General features: G+C 43.8%; 21 protein-coding genes. 10 read left to right on the top strand and 11 right to left on the bottom strand.

What is annotated here, in order from left to right; genetic code table 11:
• The 6 genes from HUJ19_RS00950 to HUJ19_RS00925 all read right to left on the bottom strand — a co-directional run.
• Nucleotides 1–1174, bottom strand: a 1174-nt coding sequence (locus tag HUJ19_RS00950; RefSeq protein WP_290621706.1) for a S41 family peptidase, incomplete at its 3' end; no start/stop codon positions are given.
• A 133-nt stretch (nt 1175–1307) separates the two neighbouring features.
• Nucleotides 1308–1889 (bottom strand): TetR/AcrR family transcriptional regulator, encoded by a 582-nt coding sequence (locus HUJ19_RS00945; RefSeq protein WP_290621705.1) that lies wholly within the window; start codon nt 1887–1889, stop codon nt 1308–1310.
• Between the two features lie 10 nt (nt 1890–1899).
• A complete protein-coding gene (ppnN, locus tag HUJ19_RS00940) occupies nt 1900–3279 on the bottom strand; it encodes a nucleotide 5'-monophosphate nucleosidase PpnN (protein WP_290621704.1) in 1380 nt (459 codons plus the stop codon).
• Between the two features lie 113 nt (nt 3280–3392).
• Nucleotides 3393–3935, bottom strand: a complete 543-nt coding sequence (locus HUJ19_RS00935) for a GspH/FimT family pseudopilin (protein ID WP_290621703.1) — start codon at nt 3933–3935, stop codon at nt 3393–3395.
• A 124-nt stretch (nt 3936–4059) separates the two neighbouring features.
• Entirely contained in the window at nt 4060–5388 is a 1329-nt protein-coding gene (locus tag HUJ19_RS00930) for a sigma-54 dependent transcriptional regulator (RefSeq protein ID WP_290621702.1), read from the bottom strand.
• A 19-nt stretch (nt 5389–5407) separates the two neighbouring features.
• Nucleotides 5408–7069, bottom strand: a complete 1662-nt coding sequence (locus tag HUJ19_RS00925; RefSeq protein ID WP_290621701.1) for an ATP-binding protein — start codon at nt 7067–7069, stop codon at nt 5408–5410.
• A 125-nt stretch (nt 7070–7194) separates the two neighbouring features.
• Here HUJ19_RS00925 and HUJ19_RS00920 point away from each other — a divergent pair, with 125 nt between their 5' ends.
• Nucleotides 7195–8829, top strand: coding sequence for an NAD+ synthase (locus HUJ19_RS00920; RefSeq protein ID WP_367273948.1), 1635 nt, complete (start codon nt 7195–7197; stop codon nt 8827–8829).
• 39 nt (nt 8830–8868) lie between these two features.
• Nucleotides 8869–9207: a P-II family nitrogen regulator gene (locus tag HUJ19_RS00915; RefSeq protein ID WP_290621699.1), complete on the top strand. Its 339-nt coding sequence runs from the start codon at nt 8869–8871 to the stop codon at nt 9205–9207.
• A gap of 82 nt (nt 9208–9289) precedes the next feature.
• Here HUJ19_RS00915 and HUJ19_RS00910 read toward each other — a convergent pair whose 3' ends face one another.
• Nucleotides 9290–10060 (bottom strand): outer membrane protein assembly factor BamD, encoded by a 771-nt coding sequence (locus tag HUJ19_RS00910; protein WP_290621698.1) that lies wholly within the window; start codon nt 10058–10060, stop codon nt 9290–9292.
• A 93-nt stretch (nt 10061–10153) separates the two neighbouring features.
• On the opposite strand from HUJ19_RS00910, the gene rluD reads away from it, so the two are divergent.
• The 4 genes from rluD (at nt 10154) to clpB (ending at nt 15415) form a co-directional block, all read left to right on the top strand.
• Nucleotides 10154–11128: a 23S rRNA pseudouridine(1911/1915/1917) synthase RluD gene (rluD, locus tag HUJ19_RS00905; RefSeq protein WP_290621697.1), complete on the top strand. Its 975-nt coding sequence runs from the start codon at nt 10154–10156 to the stop codon at nt 11126–11128.
• A complete protein-coding gene (pgeF, locus tag HUJ19_RS00900; RefSeq protein ID WP_290621696.1) occupies nt 11125–11850 on the top strand; it encodes a peptidoglycan editing factor PgeF in 726 nt (241 codons plus the stop codon). The genes rluD and pgeF overlap by 4 nt, the downstream gene beginning before the upstream one ends.
• A 27-nt stretch (nt 11851–11877) precedes the next feature.
• Nucleotides 11878–12624, top strand: a complete 747-nt coding sequence (locus tag HUJ19_RS00895; RefSeq protein ID WP_290621695.1) for a lysophospholipid acyltransferase family protein — start codon at nt 11878–11880, stop codon at nt 12622–12624.
• A 202-nt stretch (nt 12625–12826) separates the two neighbouring features.
• On the top strand, nt 12827–15415 hold the full coding sequence (gene clpB / locus HUJ19_RS00890) for an ATP-dependent chaperone ClpB (RefSeq protein ID WP_367273947.1): 2589 nt from the start codon (nt 12827–12829) through the stop codon (nt 15413–15415).
• Between the two features lie 66 nt (nt 15416–15481).
• On the opposite strand, the gene HUJ19_RS00885 is transcribed toward clpB, so the two are convergent.
• Nucleotides 15482–16681, bottom strand: a complete 1200-nt coding sequence (locus HUJ19_RS00885) for an NnrS family protein (RefSeq protein WP_290621693.1) — start codon at nt 16679–16681, stop codon at nt 15482–15484.
• Between the two features lie 152 nt (nt 16682–16833).
• Here HUJ19_RS00885 and HUJ19_RS00880 point away from each other — a divergent pair, with 152 nt between their 5' ends.
• The 3 genes from HUJ19_RS00880 to HUJ19_RS00870 are packed head-to-tail and all read left to right on the top strand — an operon-like array spanning nt 16834 to nt 18639.
• Complete coding sequence (locus HUJ19_RS00880; protein ID WP_290621692.1) at nt 16834–17283, top strand: hypothetical protein; 450 nt, start codon at nt 16834–16836, stop codon at nt 17281–17283.
• Nucleotides 17284–17315: 32 nt separating this feature from the next.
• Nucleotides 17316–18044 carry a hypothetical protein gene (locus HUJ19_RS00875; protein WP_290621691.1) on the top strand — a complete coding sequence of 243 codons (729 nt, stop codon included), beginning with the start codon at nt 17316–17318 and terminating at the stop codon, nt 18042–18044.
• Between the two features lie 13 nt (nt 18045–18057).
• Nucleotides 18058–18639, top strand: coding sequence for a hypothetical protein (locus HUJ19_RS00870; RefSeq protein WP_290621690.1), 582 nt, complete (start codon nt 18058–18060; stop codon nt 18637–18639).
• A gap of 64 nt (nt 18640–18703) precedes the next feature.
• Here HUJ19_RS00870 and HUJ19_RS00865 read toward each other — a convergent pair whose 3' ends face one another.
• Together HUJ19_RS00865 and HUJ19_RS00860 are read right to left on the bottom strand one after the other, a co-directional pair.
• A complete protein-coding gene (locus HUJ19_RS00865) occupies nt 18704–19183 on the bottom strand; it encodes a DUF4124 domain-containing protein (protein WP_290621689.1) in 480 nt (159 codons plus the stop codon).
• Nucleotides 19184–19241: 58 nt separating this feature from the next.
• Nucleotides 19242–19523, bottom strand: coding sequence for a DUF3579 domain-containing protein (locus HUJ19_RS00860; protein WP_290621688.1), 282 nt, complete (start codon nt 19521–19523; stop codon nt 19242–19244).
• A gap of 184 nt (nt 19524–19707) precedes the next feature.
• Here HUJ19_RS00860 and pssA point away from each other — a divergent pair, with 184 nt between their 5' ends.
• Nucleotides 19708–20511, top strand: coding sequence for a CDP-diacylglycerol--serine O-phosphatidyltransferase (gene pssA, locus HUJ19_RS00855; RefSeq protein ID WP_290621687.1), 804 nt, complete (start codon nt 19708–19710; stop codon nt 20509–20511).
• A 128-nt stretch (nt 20512–20639) separates the two neighbouring features.
• On the opposite strand, the gene HUJ19_RS00850 is transcribed toward pssA, so the two are convergent.
• Nucleotides 20640–20830: hypothetical protein (locus tag HUJ19_RS00850; protein ID WP_290621686.1), on the bottom strand; the 191-nt coding region annotated here is incomplete at its 5' end.

Raw genomic sequence — 20830 nt, 5'->3', positions numbered from 1 at the left:
GAGAAGCAAAGATTTCATTGGATAGCTCTAGATACCAACCATTAGGCAATGGTTTCGCTAAAGGGGTAGAGAATGAGCCGCGAGTAGTCTTGCCTACATGAGTCACGTTAGGCAAGTTTTTAAGCGTCATTGTTGCTATTTCACCTCCTGATACGGTGACATCACTGATCATCACGTACACCGGGCCGGTAAATCGAGGAGTATTGGCTGGTTCTATCGTGTAAGTAATTGTAGGTAGTGAGTCCCATTTTGTCCTGACACTGTAAGCCTCAAATGGCTCATTCGTAAAGTGAGCAGCTATTCCTCTGGCCACCTGATCAAAGCCCCCTCGGTTATTGGAAAGGTCGATAATTACAGCCTCATAGCCTTCGAAGGACTTTATGGCTTGGCTAAGATAATAGTCTAGTAATCGAATTTCTTCCTCTGCCCACTCAACGCTACCAAATTCAAACTTTTCGGTGAATCCTCCCATGGTGAAGATCTGTATGTAGCCTATTCTATTGTCTATTGAGCCGATAACCATCCTGTCGTTTGCAGTGTGTTGGGCGCCTTCATCTAAGATTTCTTCCAGTAGCTGATTTATTAGGCCAATGAGCCAATTCTGTTCGCCTATGCCAGTTTTAATTGCCGGAAGAGTTTGCTTGAAACCGGCCTGATAACGATGTTTTTCCCCGTCAATGGTCGCTATCAACTTGGTGTGTGAGTCTGCCAGTGGAATGATCATGCTAGATAGCAGTTCGAATAAGTCTTGTTCTGACTCCAGTTTCGACAGTTCTTCTCGTTTATTGTCTATTAAGTCTTGCCAGTCAACGTTTCTCTGTTCAAAAAAGGCGTAATGCTCGGTAAATATACTTGCGAAGACCTCAAAGGTATCTTTGAAGCTTTTGCCAATGTTCTTATTACATTGCTCGGGAAGTGTCTCCAGCTTGCTGAATACGGTATGTCCATCACCTGGGAAATATTCAAATTTTGCCGTGTTTTCAGTAAGTTGCTCAAAATAGCGATATTCAACACTACTCATGGCAGTCTGACCCTCCTGCTTGCTTGGGTAGCAATAGTTAGAAGTTACTTGCCATCGCTCAAGACCCGTTGAGCCAACTTTCAAAAGCCAGCCGTAGTCAGAGTTAAGCCACAGTCCTTTTGCTTTTACGTATGTATCTTCGGAGAGTAACATTGATGGAGCGCTACTGTTGGAAGGGTTGCAGCATAGAAATACAAAAGTCGCGAGCAGCTTTAGAATATGGATATTCATTGTATTACAATTAAAATATGACCGTGGTCATATTTTATGGTTTTTATGCTTTCTGTCAAATGGTTTCAGCTTGCGCTAGTGATAAAAGCTTCGACAGCTTACTTTCAATTAGTGCCAGTGCATTATCAGAAAGTCCTTTTCTATTAACTTCTACGATTGTTCCGGTCATCAGGGTAACGATTAATTCGGCGAGTATAGGGCCGTTGGTATATTGTTGAGATAAAGACTCTTCTATGAACTGTTCGACTTTGGATTGGATTATTTGATCAATTCGTTGCTCGACTTTTTGAATGGATTCACTTTGACCGGCATAGGCATTTTTTGCTTTCCATAAGTTTGGCTGTTGCTGTGTGAGGAGCAAGGTGTGTTTAACCAGTGAAAGAATTTTGTTCTTTAAAGGAATATTTTCAGGAATAGGTTGCTCAATAGCTTTACCCATGATGTCGTCAAACCATTGAGCGAGGATATCTGTCTTGTTGGGGAAGTAATTGAAAAAAGTTCCTTTGGCCACAGCAGACTGCTTTACGATCTGGGCCACTGAAACGTTATCAAAGCCATGCTCTTCAAATAGCGAAAGGGCAGTTTGATACAGTGTTTGGTAGCTTTGTTGCTTTTTTTCTTCTCTGCGTGATGTCATAGTCTGATGATTATCGAAGTTGATAGCAGGGTACATACCCTTTGTAGTCGAGCTTCATGCGTTTCTGTTCGACAAATGCCTTTAAGAGTGCATCCAGCTCATTCATGATTTCCTTGTTACCATCTAATTGATAGGGGCCATGCTTTTTCACCTCGGCAATACCTTTTTCTTTAACATTACCGGCGACAATGCCAGAGAAAGCTTTTCGTAAATTAGCGGCCAGTAGATGTAATGGCTGCTCTGGGTGAAGGTTAAGGCTTGCCATGTTCTGATGGGTTGGATCGAAGCTCTCCTGAAAATCCCAGTCAATATGCAGTTGCCAGTTAAAGTGATAGGCGTCCTGTACCTTCTTGCGATATTCACGAACTTCTGTAACACCAGCCTGTACCCGCTTAGCGACTTTTACAGGATCGTCAATGATGATTTGATACTTGGATTGCGCTTCTGGTCCCAGGGTTTTGCCAATGAATTGGTCAATTTGCGTAAAGTAGTCTGCCGATTCTTCTGGCCCGGTAAAAATTAAAGGGAAGGGAATATTCTGATTTTTAGGATGCAGTAAGATGCCAAGAATATAGAGAATTTCTTCAGCCGTCCCAACTCCTCCTGGGAAAACGACAAAGCTATGTCCCATACGGACAAAAGTTTCAAGGCGTTTTTCAATGTCCGGCATGATGATGAGTTCATTGACGATAGGATTTGGTGATTCGGCGGCAATGATGCCGGGTTCAGTGATGCCAATGTAGCGGGCTTTGGTAATACGTTGCTTGGAGTGACCAACAAGGGCTCCTTTCATGGGGCCTTTCATTGCTCCGATTCCACAGCCAGTAATAATGTTTTGACCTCTCAGCCCTAAACGATAGCCAACTTCTTTGGTGTACTCATATTCGTGATGAGGGATGGCGTGACCGCCCCAGCAAACCACCATATTGGGATCGATCCCAGGTTTGAGTGCTTTGGCATTGCGTAAGATATGAAAAATGGCATTGGTACAGCCAGAACTTGAATTAAAGTCGATGCGTGAATTTGTTTCCAGTTCCTGTTTTAGAAAAACTACGTCCCGCAGAACACTAAATACTTGCTCTTTCAGACCCTGAATCATTACACCATCAACAAATGCGCCAGCTGGTGCATTTTTGATTTTAAGTTTGACTCCTTTGTTTAGCTGCATGACTTCAATATTGAAGTGATCGAACTGCTGTTGGATAAAGCTGATGTCATCGGTGATATTGGTACTGTTCAGCACGGCCAGAGTACACTTTTTAAAAAGCTCGTAGTCATTGCCTGTGGTGTGTTCGCTCAGTCGCTGAATTTCATCATTAGTCAGAAGCTCAAGGCCAGATTCAGCTGTGATTTCTGTGTCGATATATTGGGAGTGGACTGCTTGAGTCATAGTTTTAATTATTACCTGTTTGGGTGTTTTCAAGTTGAGCTTTCATTAAAGTTTCGCCTGTACTCAGCATACAATAACTGTTGTCAGGATAGAATCGACAAATTGACATATTGTTAAGGATTACACTTGGTTTTAATGTTGGGATTATTTTTACTGATGGTAACGCGTCCTGTTTTACTTACCATTACAGCTCTATGAAGACTACTGTATTTCTTATGGCAGAGATATAGAGTGCCATTTTGATGATTAGTAAAGCCATACGGTGTGAGTTCCAGATATGGCTTGCGTTGAAATGCGCTCCACTGAACCGTTCGATAATGCTCAGCCAGGATTTGCTGATGCAAAACTTTGGATTGAGTTAGTCCTTTAGTCTTAATAACGGTAAGCTGTGTCCAGTCAGACTTGCAATCAAGAGTTGCTTCATGTGTTGACTTTAAATCAGGCAGGGCACCGCAAATCCGAATAGTCTGTTTGTTTGAAATAGCCTGATTCCTGGCGGTTTCGATAGTACTTTTAATCTTGAGTAAGTCTGCACTCAACTGTTGTTTAGCCATGAACTTTTTCATATGCGGCACTGCAATTAATGACACAATAGCTGCTATTGCCAAAGTCACAACCAGCTCTACAAGTGTCAATCCTTTCATTTTTTTAATCATTAACCAGCTCCTTGGATGATTGAGCTGGGCATACTAAAAAAGCTTTCTAATCAGAGAAAGCTGAAAAGTCTCTGAGGCTTGTGAGATTTGTCTGACGTTTTTGTCAGTAGGTTAAGGATAAGTCTTATTCTATACCAAGTTTTTTCATCTTATAACGAATGGTTCTAAAGCTGATGCCCAGTAATTTGGCTGCTTCGGTACGATTCCAACGAGTTTCATTGAGAGCTTTTTCTATTTCGGCTTTCTCAATCTTTTCAATAAACTGATCCAACGGTAGATCACCGCGATTAAACCCTAATTTGACCGGTTCCTGGCTTGGCTTTGTCGACTCTACATCCTCATTCTGGGCGAGTATTAGGTCTGATTCTTCAATAGAGTCAGATTCCGACAGGGCGCAGGCTTTTTCCAGTATATTTTCCAGCTCCCTATAGTTAAATGGGAATTCATAATTTCTCAATAGTTCTCTGGCTTTAGAGCTTATTTTTTTAGTTTCTGATAATTCGTCCAGATAACTATCAATCAGAGTATCCAAATCGGATAGTCTTTGAGTAATGGCTGGAATTTTTAGTTGAATGACATTCAATCTAAAGAACAGGTCTTCTCTTAGCTGGTGAGTGTGCACATAATCAATTAAAGGTTTCTCGGTACAAATGATGAAGCGAATATCCAGAGGTTCGTCCGTCTGTTCCGATTCAATGGGAAATTTTTTCTGCTCAATAGCATGAAGCAATTTTTTTTGAGTTATGATTGATAGTTCGTGAATATTGCTCAAAATCAGAGTGCTGTTGTTTGCTTGATATAATAAGCAGTCCTGCTGTTCATTTCTATGAAAGAGCATTTTTTCCAGTTCTTCTGGACTCTGGCTCGAACAGTCGAGAAATATTTCTTCCTGGTCAGAGCGTGAACTTTGCTCATGTAGTATTTGTGCAAGCCTTTCTTTTTCTGTCCCTTTTTCGCCTTCAATCACAATTGGCGCCTGAGAGCCACGGATTTTAACCATCTTTTCTCTAAGCTTATTAATCGTCTCGCTACTACCGGCAAGGAAGGTGAAGGGGGCTTGGGGCTCTGTCTGGTTCCCATCAACATACTTAAAGGCATGTTTTAACAACTGACGCAAGTGTGACAGGTCGATGGGCTTGGCCAGAAAATCGAAAGCACCAAGTCTCATCGCTTCGATGGCATTGTCTGTGCTTCCAAAAGCCGTAATTACAGCAATCGGCATGTGTGGGTATTGTTTGCGGACATATTTTACAAAATCCAGACCATTGCCATCTGGAAGCTTTAAATCGGTCAGACAGAAGTGGAATTCTTCTTCTGCCAGCTGTTTCTTTGCATCGGTTAAATCTTTACTGCTGGAAACATCAAGCCCCATTTGTATCAGGGTCATGGTTAGCAGATGTCGAATATCGGCTTCATCATCAATGATAAGAACTTTGGGTTTGTTTTGACTCATCACTTGGCCTTAAACATGATTAACGTCGTCTATCTTCGATTGGGTTGGTTCGTTCTGACCTATTAGACTCATCGGCTTCGATTTCAGCTAGTTGCTCTGCTAAATCAGCGTCGATCATGTAGCTGCTGGTATCAAAGCTGATCCTGAAACAGGCACCACCAAAAGCAACCGGAATGCAGTCCAACCTTGCCTGATTCGCTTCGCACAGTTCTTTTGATATATATAACCCAAGCCCTGTGCCGCTATGGTGTGTTGTATAAAAAGGTTCGAAAATTTTATCTTTTTCTTCGAGTGACACACCAACGCCTTCGTCAATGACATCGAGGAACAAATCACCGCTTAAAGGATCGCGACCTGCAGCGAGATGCAGCTGGTATTGATTAGTATTGAGGTAGCTGTACTTTAATGCATTATCAAACAAGTTAGATAAAACCTGCTTTAACTGAGATTGATCGAAGGCCACTTTCAGTCCCTGTTCAACACCTTCGGTAGTGATGATGGCTTCTTCCTGTAATCCTTGCTGATACTCTTTGATAAAGTTTGGTAAAAACCTGTCCAGCACTAATATCTGACGCTCAGGAGGCTTTCTTTTCGATACTTTCTGGATGTTATCAATGATTTCATTGATACGCTTTGACTGACGCTCAATGATCTCCATCAGTTGTTGCTCCTGTGGGTTATCGCTGACGCTTTCCAGAAGCATCTGTATCGACTGGTTGATCGCGCTAAGGGGGTTGCGAATTTCATGGGCGATACTGGCGGTCAACTGTCCAAGAGAAGCAAGCTTTAACTGTTGCGCTTTTTTGATCACATCTGAGTAGTTATCAAGCAGGATTAACGTCATGTCATTGGCGTTCAGGGGGATAAAGCGAGGTAATAGCTGAGGGCCTGTGCTGGTTGCACGGAAGGGCAGACCTTCGTGTGAACTGCGGTGAGCTCTTTTCAGCTGATAGTCCAGATCGTCAGTTATGGCAGACAAAGGTTTGCCAATTGGAGTGTCCGGCAGGCCGAGCCCATACCAGGCCGTCTGGTTTATATGGCGAATGCGGTGCTGATCATCTACGACAATGATGCCACGATTCATCTTTTCAATGATCTGGCTGTTGAGCCGGTGCATGTGCGCGATGGAGCGCTGCTGCTCGGCAGTTTCTTCTTCGTAGTAGGTCAGCCTTCTGGCCAGAATATTGCCGAGCAGGGTGACTACCAGAATACCAGCAATCTGCAAGCTGACTTCTGAGTAGAAAGTCTGATCAAAGGCTCCTTCCCGGAAGCGGTACACAAGAATCAGGCTGACGCTAACGAATATGCCATACAGCATACCTAATCGATTACGAACCAACAGCAAGGCAAAAATAGCAACCAGTGCCATCAGTACTATATAGCCTGCACTATCTGACTGGCCAGCATAGGCGAGCAGGCTGAGCATCAGGATGTCTGTAAAAGGTTGAGTGTAGGCTTGAATATGAAACTGATGTTCAACGAAGGATAGAAAGAGTAATAGACTCGCCAGAATTACATAGCTGATCGCCGCGGTGGTATAAACATCCTGATCAAATAACCCCGCCTGAGATTTGGCGATAAAGGGTAAAAGAAAAAGTAGTAACGCAATAACTAAACGCGCCACTGAATAGTAGCGTAAAAACTGCCATCCGAAGTCTATTTTTTTATTGTTATCAAACACTAAGCGTCCTGAAGTACCGATGTGTGTCACTTAGGTTATGTTGAGTTTGTCCTGATTTCAAGCATTGGCTGTATAACTCATTGAAAAAAATTGTAATTACTGGAAAATATAGGACAAATTATTACCTGAGTCTGGCGATGCGAATTGCAATTGCACAAAACAACTACACGGTTGGAGACATCCACCGTAACCTTGAACTGATCAAGGCCTCCGTTAAGCAGGCTGAATCTGACAATGCTGATATTATCGTCTTTTCAGAGCTTTCCCTGTGTGGTTACCCCCCTGAAGATCTTTTGTTACGTCCAGATTTATACACCATTATTGATGAAGCCATTGAAGAGTTGCTGCATCTTAACTCAAGTGTAGCCATGGTGATTGGCCATCCGATTAAACAATCGGAAGGTCTTTTTAATGTTGCTACAGTGATTTATGGCAAGAAGATTCTTGTTCAGTATAAAAAACAGCTGTTGCCCAACTATTCTGTTTTTGATGAGAAGCGTTATTTTGAGTCTGGCTCAGAAGATTGCGTCTTTGAGTTCAAAGGCGTCAACGTCGGTTTGTTGGTTTGCGAAGATCTCTGGTATCCGGAGCCTACGGCACGAGTCAAAGCGCTTGGTGCCGATATTCTGCTAAGCCCCAATGCATCGCCATACTGCTATGGCAAGGGTGCCTTGCGTAGTGCAGAAATGGGGTCGCGTGCTCGTGAGAATGAGTTGCCGATCGTTTATGTTAATCAAATCGGCGGTCAGGACGAACTGATTTTTGATGGCTGCTCGGCAGTTTATAACGAAGAAGGGCAGCGTATTTTCCAGATGGCGGAAATGGCTGAAGACTTTGCTTATATTGATTTTGACAAGTCCTCTGGTGCCATTAAACCTAGTAAGGAGTACTTAAATCAATTCCATGGCGAAGAAGAAATCTGGCAGGCGCTGGTTTTAGGTGTTCGAGATTATGCTCGCAAGAATGGTTTTAAAGGAGCCTTGTTGGGGTTGTCGGGTGGCATTGATTCGGCAGTAACCCTAGCGGTTGCGGTCGATGCACTGGGTAAAGAGAATGTGAATGCGGTCATGATGCCGTTTCGTTATACCGCCAGCATGAGCATCGAGGATGCCGAAGCGGAAGCCAAAGCTTTGGGTATCGAGTTTGACGTGATATCGATTGAGCCTATGTACGAAGCTTTCATGACTCAATTAGCCCATCAGTTTAAAGACACTGAAACCGATCTGACTGAGCAAAATATTCAGGCTCGCTGTCGTGGTACTTTGTTGATGGCGCTTTCAAATAAATTTGGCCGTCTGGTGCTGACCACTGGAAATAAATCTGAAGTGGCAGTGGGTTACTGTACTCTATACGGTGATATGGCCGGTGGCCTGGATGTACTTAAAGATGTGTCCAAAACCATGGTTTATCGCTTGGCCAGGTACAGAAATACCATTTCACCTGTGATTCCAGAGCGTGTAATTACACGTCCGCCATCTGCGGAACTGGCTCCGGATCAAAAGGATGAAGACAATTTACCACCGTATGATATCCTTGACGCCATATTGGAAGCTTATGTCGAACAGGATAAAGGCATTGATGATATTATTGCCATGGGTTATGACGAAGCAGATGTGAGACGCGTCATATGGCTAGTGGATATCAATGAGCACAAACGTCGTCAGGCTCCTCCTGGAATTCGAATTACCCAAAGAGCTTTTGGGCGTGACCGACGTTATCCGATAACTTCGGGTTTTGGTCGACAGTTTAAAACTAAATAACTTAGACACAAACACAGGTTGTATGAGAAGGAAACACTGATGAAGAAAATAGAAGCTATCATCAAACCATTCAAACTTGATGATATTCGTGAGGCTTTAACCGATTTAGGCGTTAATGGTATGACGGTTACTGAGGTTAAAGGATTCGGTCGACAAAAAGGTCACACCGAGTTATATCGCGGTGCTGAGTATATGGTGGATTTTCTGCCCAAAGCAAAAATTGAAGTGGTCATTGATGATGAGCTAGTTGATAAATGTGTTGAAACTATTATTGAGGTGGCTCGTACCGGCAAGATTGGTGACGGTAAGATCTTTGTTACCAACATAGAGCGTGCGGTTCGTATTCGTACCGGTGAAGAGGGTGAGGATGCAATTTAGGACGGGATTGCTGCCAGGGTATTTTTACCAAGGTGTTTTCATCTAGATAAAAAAAGGGGCTCTCGTGAGCCCTTTTTCAGTTTTAGAATTCTGCTAATTTGTAATCTGGATAGTTCAGTAAGAGAACTTTACGGTATTCTTCAGCGATTTCAGGAAGCTCCAGAATTTTATAGGAATTAATTAAAATTTCTAGCGCGCCTGGTACTGCCGGTGTTTTTGGGAAATTTTCTACGATGTATTTGGCACGGTTAGCTGCTGCGATATAGGTATCACGCTGCATATAATAACGAGCTACATGTAATTCGTAATCAGCTAAAAGGTTGCGGATTTGAACCATACGCTGACGCGCATCTGGGGCATATTTACTCTCAGGGTAAACTTCGACCAAAGCTTTAAAGTTATCAAAAGCGGCTTTGATATTAGTCGTGTCGCGCTTTTCAATGTCAGCAGTGAAGACCTCTTTAAAAGTACCCACCTCTTGCTCATAGTGCATAACGCCTTTCATGTAATAGACATAGTCGGCGTTTTCATGTTGAGGGTGTTGACGAAGAAAACGATCAGCTAGAGCCTGCCCTGATTCATACTCACCTTTTTTGAAGTAAGCATAAATCAATTCTAATTTGGCCTGTTCTGAAATACGACCAAATGGATAGCGTGTGTCAATCTCCTCTAAAAGCTCAATGGCACGGGTATAGTTGTTTGCGCGCATAGAGCTTTTGGCACCATCAAACAGCTGCTGTGCAGTCATTGACGATACTTTAGTGTCTGTAAGGGCTTCTTCCTTTGGAGTGCTAGAACATCCAGCTAGCGAAAATACGAGTAGAGCAAGGACGATAATACTGTTTTTTTGCATATTTAATTCTTTCTGTTTGTGTTCAGCCTGATACAATGTGGCTCATTCTAACTGACCATCAGTTATAGGCCAATCTTTTTACGTGATTTTACAATGACCACCCAATCTATTGCACTCAGACACATATTCGACGAAAAAGTTTACGGAAAAAGGCTTGATGCTGCTTTATCTCAGCAATTTAGTGATTATTCCCGCTCTCGAATTCAAGAATGGATCCAAAATGGCTTCGTTAAAGTTAATGGCGAAGTGATAACCTCCAACAAGTATAAAATGGCGGGTTTTGAGGATATTGAAATTAACGCTGAGATCGAAGTTGCAGGCGAATGGAAACCTGAAGCAATCGCTCTTGATATTGTTTATGAAGATGATGCTTTATTAGTCATCAATAAGCCTGCTGGCCTAGTGGTTCATCCAGGCGCTGGTAATCAGGATGGCACTATGGTCAACGCCTTACTGCACCATTGTCCTGATCTTGCCAACTTGCCGCGAGCTGGCATTATCCACCGTATTGATAAAGAGACCACCGGTTTATTGGTCGTTGCTAAAACCATTGCGGCGCATACCAACCTCGTCGAGCAACTACAGAACCGTGCTTTTACCCGTGAATATGATGCAGTGGTCAACCGTGTCATGGTATCGGGTGGCACCATTGATAAGCCAATAGGCCGTCATCCTACCAAGCGAACCTCAATGGCGGTTGTTTCAGATGGCAAAAGAGCTATCACTCATTATCGCGTGGTGGAGAAATTTCTTGATCACACACACTTAAAGCTTCGTCTTGAAACTGGCCGGACTCACCAGATCCGTGTGCACATGGCCTATCTGAAGTTCCCATTGATCGGTGATCCTTTATACAGTGGCCGTTATCGCGTGCCGACCCGTATAACGCCAGCTTTGCGCGACACACTGGATGGTTTTAAAAGACAGGCGTTGCACGCCAGTTTATTGGGTTTAAATCACCCTGAAACCGGTGAGTATATCGAGTGGCGCGCACCTATGCCGCAGGATATGGCAAAGTTGCTTGATGATTTACGAGAAAACCGAGATACCTTCGAAGCAGAAGAATGATTGAGTTCATCAGGCCAAACTGGCCGGCACCAAATCATGTCAAAGCTCTGTCAACCACGCGTATAGGCGGTGTAAGCCAAGCTCCATTTGATAGCTTGAATCTGGGTTTGCACGTTGGTGATGATGAGTCGAGGGTAACGACTAACCGCGAACTGGTGCAGAAAGCATCTGAACATCCTCCGGTGCAATGGCTCAATCAGATCCATAGCAACCGAGTGGTTGAATTCTCGAACGTAGAAGCCTTGCTAGATGCTGATGCCATCACCACACAAAGGCCAGCAGCTACCTGTGCTGTGATGACTGCAGACTGTTTGCCCGTTCTCTTTACCAATAGCAGGGGAAACTGGGTTGCAGCAGCTCATGCCGGCTGGCGTGGTTTGGCCGATGGCATCCTGATTAATACCGTAAACAGTTGCACAGAGACAGCTCCTTTAATGGCCTGGATTGGTCCAGCCATAAGCCAGGACTGTTTTGAAGTTGGTGAGGAAGTGCGCAAAGCGTTTGTTGATCTGGATTCTGGTAATGAGTCCTGTTTTGTGCAAAATGAACGTGGTCGCTGGCAGGCAGACTTGGTGGCCTTGGCAAAAAAGCAGTTGGAGACTTTGGGCGTTGCGGTTTACTTAAGTCATTTGTGTACTTTTAAAAATGAGCATCAGTTTTATTCATACCGCAGGGATGGTCAAACCGGGCGCATGGCCAGCATGATTTGGATTGCAGAGTAATTTATATAAAAGATTAGTGAAAAGAGAATGACGACATTGTGGTGGATATTTTTGACGGTTGGGTTAGTTTTGGCCTTCTTAATCGTCAAATTAATCAAAGGTGCGAAAAAGTACAATCATATTGATTGGGGCTCGTCGTTACTTAACTTTATCGATGGCTTGAGTCGTTATTACTGTATTCGTTTTCACCGACTCGATTATGAGCGGTTTTCGCTGCCCGCAGAGGGTGGCGCCATTTTAATTTCAAACCATATTTCAGGCCTCGACCCTTTATTGCTGGTGGCCGCCAGCAATCGTCCTATTCGATTTATGATTGCAACAGAGGAGTATAATCGGTTTGGACTGAAGTGGTTATTCAAAGCAGCAGGCTGTATTCCGGTTCACCGCACAGGCCGTGCCGATATCGCTTTTCGCCAAGCGCGTAGAGCCTTGGAGCAGGGGGAAATTGTAGCCTTGTTCCCGCACGGTAAAATTCATCTGGATCACGAAGAACCGTTCCGCGTTAAGCCCGGTATTAAGAGATTGGCTGAACTGACCAAACACTCCATTTTTGTCTGTCGTATTGTGGGGGTTCGCGGTCAGGGTAGTGTCTTTACGGCATTATTGCTGCGTTCGCAATCTAAAATCCTGCAATTTCCAACCATCAACCATCATTACTTTAGCCACAAAGAAAGCCTACTTCATCTAGGGGAGCTACTGCTGGGGCATCGTCATCCATTTGCCAAAGACTCAAGTTCAAAGCAACATCCCTCGAAAACTTCAGAGTCCGATTGATTCAAAGGGCGATAACCTTTCTCTATCTCATTGACCTCTTTCTTGCCTGAGCTTGATTAAAGTCAACTCATTTGAATGATATTTAATCAAAATAGCTTGTAAGCTCTTGAAAAGATCAAATAAACCCACATTTTGTAAGGCATAGAGTTTTATATCGAGTCTGCGCACAGAAAGTGGCAATGACTCCAGAGAGGTTTTTTGCATGAGAATGGATAAATTTACTAGTAAGTTTCAATCTGCGTTGGCTGATGCTCAATCGTTAGCGCTGGGTAAGGATCATCAATATATCGAGCCGTTGCATCTGATGTTGGCCATGCTACAACAGCAGGGCAATAGTGTTGCTGCCATTTTAAATCAGATCGGTGCACCTGCCGGTCAGTTAATGAATGCCATTGATGCTGAATTAGCAAAACTGCCACAGGTCAGCGGTACCGGTGGCGAAGTTCATATTTCCCCAGATTTGGGCAAGCTTCTGAATGTCTGTGACAAGATTTCACAGCAGCGTCAGGATCAATACATTTCTTCTGAGTTATTTTTATTGGCTGCGCTTGAAGATAAAGGTGCTTTAGGCAAGTTGCTCAAGGCGCAGGGCGTTACGACTAAGATGGTTGAGGATGCCATTGCTCAAATCCGCGGTGGCCAAAACGTCAATGACCCCAATGCAGAAGATAGTCGTCAGGCTTTGGAAAAATACACCATTGATCTGAATGAGCGCGCTGAAAGTGGCAAGCTGGATCCGGTAATTGGTCGTGATGACGAAATCCGCCGCTGTATTCAGGTATTGCAACGTCGTAGTAAAAACAATCCTGTATTAATTGGTGCGCCTGGTGTCGGTAAAACTGCCATTGTTGAAGGCTTGGCACAACGTATTGTTAACGGTGAAGTGCCTGAAGGTCTGAAAAACAAGCGCGTTTTGTCTTTGGACATGGGCGCGTTAATTGCGGGCGCTAAATTCCGCGGTGAGTTTGAAGAACGCCTGAAAGCTGTTTTGAATGATTTGGCTAAAGAAGAAGGGCGAGTCATTCTGTTTATTGATGAGCTGCATACCATGGTTGGTGCCGGTAAGGCAGAAGGTGCAATGGATGCCGGTAATATGCTCAAGCCTGCACTGGCTCGCGGTGAATTACATTGTGTTGGTGCTACGACTTTAGACGAGTATCGCCAATATATCGAAAAAGATGCTGCGCTGGAACGTCGTTTCCAGAAAGTATTGGTTGATGAGCCGACTACAGAAGACACCATTGCAATTTTGCGCGGCTTAAAAGAGCGTTATGAAGTGCATCATGGGGTTGAAATTACTGACCCTGCGATTGTTGCTGCCACCACCTTGTCTCAACGCTACATTACCGATCGTCAATTGCCTGATAAAGCCATTGATTTGATCGATGAGGCGGCCAGTCGTATTCGTATGGAAATCGACTCTAAGCCGGAGGCCATGGATAAGCTTGAGCGCCGTTTAATTCAATTAAAAATTCAGCGCGAGGCTTTGAAAAAAGAAGAAGACGAGAGCTCGAAAAAACGTCTGCTGGATTTAGAGCAGCAAATTGATGAGCTTGAAAAAGAATTTGCTGAGCTTGATGAAATCTGGTCATCAGAAAAAGCCTCAGTACATGGAGCACAAAACATTAAAGCCGACCTTGATAAGGCTCGCGTTGAGTTAGAAGCTGCGCAACGCGCAGGTGATTTAACTCGCATGTCAGAGTTGCAATACGGCACTATCCCTGAGCTTGAAGCAAAGCTGGCTAAAGTCTCTGAGCAGGATACGGTTGAAATGCAGTTGTTGCGCAATAAAGTGACTGACATTGAAATTGCCGAAGTGGTTTCCAAGTGGACCGGTATTCCAGTATCAAAGATGTTGGAAGGTGAACGTGAAAAATTATTACGTATGGAAGAAGTGTTGCATAACAGTGTGATCGGTCAGGATGAAGCGGTTACGGCGGTATCAAATGCGATTCGTCGCTCACGTGCAGGCTTGTCTGATCCAAATCGCCCAAATGGCTCTTTCCTGTTCCTTGGACCAACCGGTGTCGGTAAAACAGAATTGTGTAAAACACTGGCCAAGTTCTTGTTCGATAGCGAAGACAATATGGTTCGCATCGACATGTCAGAGTTCATGGAAAAACATGCGGTTGCTCGCTTAATTGGCGCGCCTCCGGGCTATGTGGGCTATGAGCAGGGCGGTTATCTAACTGAAGCTGTGCGTCGCAAACCTTATTCTGTCATTCTGTTTGATGAGGTGGAAAAAGCACATCCTGATGTGTTTAATGTCCTGCTGCAAGTGCTGGAAGATGGGCGTCTAACTGATAGCCAAGGCCGTACGGTAGACTTTAAAAATACAGTGATTGTCATGACTTCTAACATGGGGTCTGACTTGATTCAGGCGCATAGTGCTAACTCTGAGGGCGGTGATAAAGACTATGAAGACATGAAGTCGATGCTGATGGACGTGATTGGCAAGCATTTTCGGCCAGAGTTCATTAACCGTATTGATGAGATTGTGGTCTTCCATCCTCTGGCAAAAGAGCAAATCAAATCGATTGCTGCGATTCAAATGGAGCGTTTGCTGCAAAGGCTGCGTGAGCAAGGCTTTGAGGTCAGGGTTACCGATGGCCTGCTTGAGTTGCTTTCCGAATCAGGCTTTGATCCGGTGTTCGGTGCGCGTCCTTTAAAACGTGCCATTCAGCACAAGGTTGAAGATCCATTGGCGCAAGCCATATTGGCCGGCAAGGTTGATGTGAGCAAAACTTTGACCTTGGATGTTGAAGGCGATCAGCTTTCTATAAAGCAATAAAGTACTCAGCAACAAAAAAGCTCTGGAGCTTTAACACTCCAGAGCTTTTTTTATGGACACCAGGTTTTAGCCAGGTCGTCCGTCAATTCTAGGTTTGGTCAATACTGGCCAGTAGAAGATTACGAACAGGCCGTAAGCGAGAATCCACAGAATACCACTGACCTGATAACTGTCTGCTAAGTAACTCGGAGCAATCAAGGCGGTAAAGCCCCGAATAACACCTGCCAAAATGACAATCGCAAAGGCCACTGTCATCCACTTGCTTGGCTGTAGTGGACGTCCGGAATGGCCAAGTGAGACGCGTGCAATCATTCCCAGCACCACTGAGCCGAGTGCTCCTGCAGTTAATAGGTGGGATGCATTTGAATAGGTTGTGGTCTGTTCCAGTAGCGCGCTGGCAAATACCAGCAAACCGATCGGAATAAACCAGTAGCCCAGATGTAATATCCATAACAAAGGAATCTTAAGTGCAGGCAGGGTTTTCCAGCGCAATATCCGTACAATATTAGCCACCGCCGCCAGTATCATCAGGACTGCTACAATCGTATTCATGCCTTCGTTTCTTGGTAATAATAACCAGGCAAAAGTAGCCAGCCAGATAGCACCTAAACAAACCCATTCAAGTGCCAGAATCGGCATTGGTTTGTCAGTATTGGTAGCTCTTGAAGTGAAGAAAGGAATGACTCGGCCGCCCATGACAGTGATTAATGATGTGATAGCCAGCACCGTAGTAATAAAAATACGTTCGGCAAAGAGCCAGTCATCGATATAGGCAGCGTAATAGCTCAGGGCATTAAGAATGGTGAAGAGTACCATTAAAGGGACAAAGAACAGATTGCGCCATTGTTTCACCTGAATGACCGGCCGGGCCAGAAAGATTGCCACTAAGGGAAGCCAGGCAACATCTAAAGCGATGACGATCCAGCTTTTCTCTCCCAGAAAAGGAAGCAAAACCCTGGGTAAGAGCCATAGCGTGGATGCGATTGCCAGTGGCCAACCCCGAACTCCGGGAATACCAGTCCAATTTTGCATGGCGGTTAATACAAATCCGGCAATAATAGCTAAGGTAAAACCAAACAACATTTCATGCGCGTGCCACCAGATCGAGTTGTCGATTCCCGACAGGAGGTTGTGACCTGTTAGAAATGCCAGCCAGAGCACCATCGAAAGGGTAGCAACTAAAGCACCCCCGAGGAAAAACACCCTGAAGCCCAGTCGAAATAATGGCCAGATAGCATTCTCTTTTTTTGAGTCTAATATTTGCATATTGAAAGGTATCCAATGGTTACTGTTTAGCGACAATCACATTATAAAATAAAGATGCATAAAAAATACATGTTTATTTGAGTGAATTTATCCTCCAGTATTAAAGCTAACCAATACAATAAGATAAAGTAAAAACCTTATAAACTATGTTCATGCGCTACTTAATCTGGCTACTACTGATAGTGCTGCAAATCGGCTTCGGTATTATTATATATCACCAATCTGGCAAGCCTTTACTGGGTTTTGTCTGGTTAGAACAACAGCTGCCAGCTCTATCTAGCTGGCTATCAAGTCTTGTCGGGCATTTGCCAAAGGTCTACCAGGACGGATGGCTTGCTAATCATCTTCCTGACATCCTGTGGTCAAGTGCCTGCGCCTCACTTTTGGTGGGTATCTGGGTGAACCAGTTAACACTTTCAAAATTATTGCCACTTGGTATGGGGTGTGCTATTTTTTATGAAACGCTTCAAGGCCTTGGGTTTGCGGGCGGCACATTTGATTGGATGGATATGGTGTATTCATTGTTTGGGGGAGTTCTGAGTACATTAGTTACCTACCTTCTACTAAAAAAAGTGCCAAATAACGAAGCTGAACAAATCTAATATTTATTGCTTGTGACAATAAGGGAAGGACCATGAAAAAAACATTGCTCGCGGGGCTTGTGACGGGAGCCGTTCTCCAACTCTCTGGCTGCATACCAGCTTATACAGCTGCCACCACACCAACCAAAACAATATATAAGGGTGTTCATCCGTTAACCCTGAAGCAGCAAAAACCAGCCAGTAATATAACTTATCTGACAATTAATGGTGCTTACTATGAACTTCCAAATGAGTGCCTTTTAATTCGCTCTTATGGTGATATGGCCGATAATCGTCAATTTGGGGATGATGCCGAATCACGTAACTATGGCGATATGGCTGATGATCGTAAGTTTGGCGATGATGTGGAGTCAAGGAGCTATGGCGACGATGCAGAAAGACGTGAATTCGGTGACGATGCAGAAAGCCGTGAATTCGGTGATGACGCAGAATCACGCAATTATGGTGATATGGCTGACAATCGACAGTTCGGTGACGATGCAGAAAGCCGTGAATTCGGTGATGACGCAGAATCACGCAATTATGGTGATATGGCTGATAACCGCCAGTTTGGCGATGATGCGGAGTCTCGCAGTTTCGGTGATGATGCAGAAAGTCGTGAATTTGGTGGGGTAGCAACTCAGTTTCGTTGTTTGAAAATTCAAAATATCAATAAGGTGGTTGTGTCTGGCTTTATTGGGCAGGAAACCATTCTCGTGAATAATGGCACTAGCTTCTCTGGTTATGAAAGAGACGGCAAAACAATTTTACTAAAATTCTAAATAGGAGTGATTCATGAAAATATGGGCAAAATCTGTTGTTAGTATTGGGGCATTAGCGATGATGTTATTGCTCGCGATGGGATCTGATGAACCTCAAGCTCGTCTGATTGATCAAACTGATAAATCTAAAGTGCCAATTCAATACGGTGTTTTGCAAGAGGGAATGCGTATTGTTGCTGAGGATGGTTCTTTTGAGCTAAAAGGCGGCGAGCGTTTTACCTCACCATTCCAGTCGGATTTGTGGGGTTATGGATGTAATAACTTCAGTAATAAAGATGTGCTAACTAAAGCTAACGACGTGCTACTTTGTGGCGCCAAGAAGGTTAAGGTGTATTATGGTAATAACCCAGAGCCATTATATGGGGTGCTTGCTTTAAACAAAGCAATCCAAGCTGCGCATGGCCCTGCTTCACGCTCTTATATGATTAAGATTGCTGAAGATAAAATTCAGCATGCCCGTGCTGGTAACACATCAGTGTCTTTTGAGTATATGAACTGGACAGAAACCAAGCGCTGGTCTACATCCTATACACCTCAAAAGAATGAAAAGACCTGGTACAGTTGGATATTATGGGTTTCAGCCTATCCAATGTAATTTGCCAACATATAAAAAAAGCCCTCATTGTTGAGGGCTTTTTAGCTTCGGTGATGAGATGGTGCTACTTACCATCTTCACAATATTTTTTAACATTCTCACGTGCTTGCTTTAAGCGCTCTTCGCGTTCGGTATCGGTCAGCATTCTTCGCTCACCATTTTCTTCTATCTGAACACGAGTTCTACTTTGGAGAACTTCAAGGTTGTTTTTAGCAATGGTGCAGTTCTTACGGGCAATTTCTTTGTTTTGAGCTTCGATACTTTTTTTCTGAGCTTCCTGTCTGGCTATAACTTCATCTTGTGCATCTGTCATATTGTTAGTTGACTCTGCACTTTGCTCATTGCCACGTTCAGAAATCGGCTTTGAATCGCTGACTCTTTGATTGATGGTTTCGTAGCTAACGCCGTGAGGCGGTTTTGTCTGGGTGTACTTTATATTCCCTTTGTCATCTTTCCATTTATAGATAGGTTGGTTGGCGCTGGCCATCGCAGAAATACCTAACCCTAAAATGGCGGTCAAAACAATGCATTTGATTTTAGCCATAACATTTCCGTTCTCTAGATTGGTTGATTGCAAAGAGCTTTGCCTAAGAACCATAGGCTCAAGCATCTTCTTCGATAAGCACTAATTTATTCGTTTTAGCAAAATCTAGCAACTGTTTGAATAAATTGGGGTGTTCGAATGATAACTGGTTAGAAATAATCACACACTTTACACCATCAATCACGGCAGGTCTTAAAAGAGGGGAGTAAACCATTCTACGGTTTCGAAAGGTACATAAATTACCACACATCCGTTCAGCCCAGTCACTGGGTCTGAATGTTTCTCCAGTTTCTGTTTGCCCTTTGATAATTAAGCGCTTGCTGGCTTGTGTTTCGCTCATGTCCGGCTTTTACTTGATAAGTTGCGCGTATATTGACAGAATCCACGTCGCTGTCAATATACCCATTCTATTCGCTATGGGTTTGAAGCTATAAAGTAACACTCTACAAAACACTTCTCCAGCTGTTCTTGTGTGTGTTAATGTAATGACATCAACGATTTAGATTGACCAGGTAACAACTTTAATGAAAGCCAATAAGCAAGTAGCACAGAAACGCGGTATCTACCTTCTCCCTAACTTACTCACCACAGCGGGGCTTTTCGCAGGCTTTTATGCTGTAGTTGCCTCTATGCAGGGAGCTTTTGCCAGTGCTGCAGTCGCTATTTTTATCGCCATGATCATGGATGGCCTTGATGGTCGGATTGCCAGAATGACCAATACACAAAGTGACTTTGGTGCTGAATATGACTCGATGGCGGATATGATTTCATTTGGTATTGCACCTGCGCTTGTAATCTACAACTGGGCACTTTTTGATACTGGCAAACTTGGCTGGCTGGCCGCCTTTGTTTATGTTGTTGGAGCAGCATTACGTCTTGCTCGATTTAATACTCAGGTAGCAACAGCGGATAAGCGTTACTTCCAGGGCCTCGCCAGTCCTTCAGCGGCAGCTATTATTGCTGGTCTTGTGTGGTTAGGTGCTGATTATGAATGGGATTCCAAGCCGTGGGGTATCTATATAGCTATTATGACTATGGTTGTTGGCCTGTTGATGGTCAGTAATTTCCGCTATTCCAGTTTTAAAGAAGTGGACTGGAAAGGTAAGATTCCTTTTATTGGCGTTCTGATCATAGTCCTGATTTTCGTATTAATTGCTTCTGAGCCACCGCTGGTTCTATTTAGTGGATTCGCCATCTACGCGCTTTCTGGGCCAATTATGACCCTGTGGCGTATAAAGGATATAAAAGAAGAAAGAAGATTGCGTAAGTTGGAAGATGGGCAGATCGACGATTCTCCAAAGACATCGGACGAAGAACAGTCTAAGTAACCGTTTAGGGCCCATGCTGCTCACCAATCAAAGGCGCTTTTACCAGCGCCTTTGTTTTGCCAAATGTAAAACCTTATATTTTTGAGCCTTATCTATTAGCTTCATTAATCTAAATAGCAAAATCTTGTTTAAAATTCACCCGTTTTGGCGTTATAATAATCAGCTCGCAAAAAACTTTCGAAAACTTTCAAAAAGAGCTTGCGAAGTGAAAAAGGGTGCTTATAATGCGCACCACTTTCGAGGCAGATGTCGCGGAAGGGAGGTCCAGGAAGGGCGGTTTCAGAAGCGGTAAAAAAAGTTTCAGAAAAGGTGTTGACAG

It is taken from the genome of Kangiella sp., assembly GCF_014762745.1.
GTDB lineage: Bacteria > Pseudomonadota > Gammaproteobacteria > Enterobacterales > Kangiellaceae > Kangiella.
Note: the sequence above shows the minus strand (reverse complement) of the source record. Positions and strands in the feature narration are given on the sequence as shown.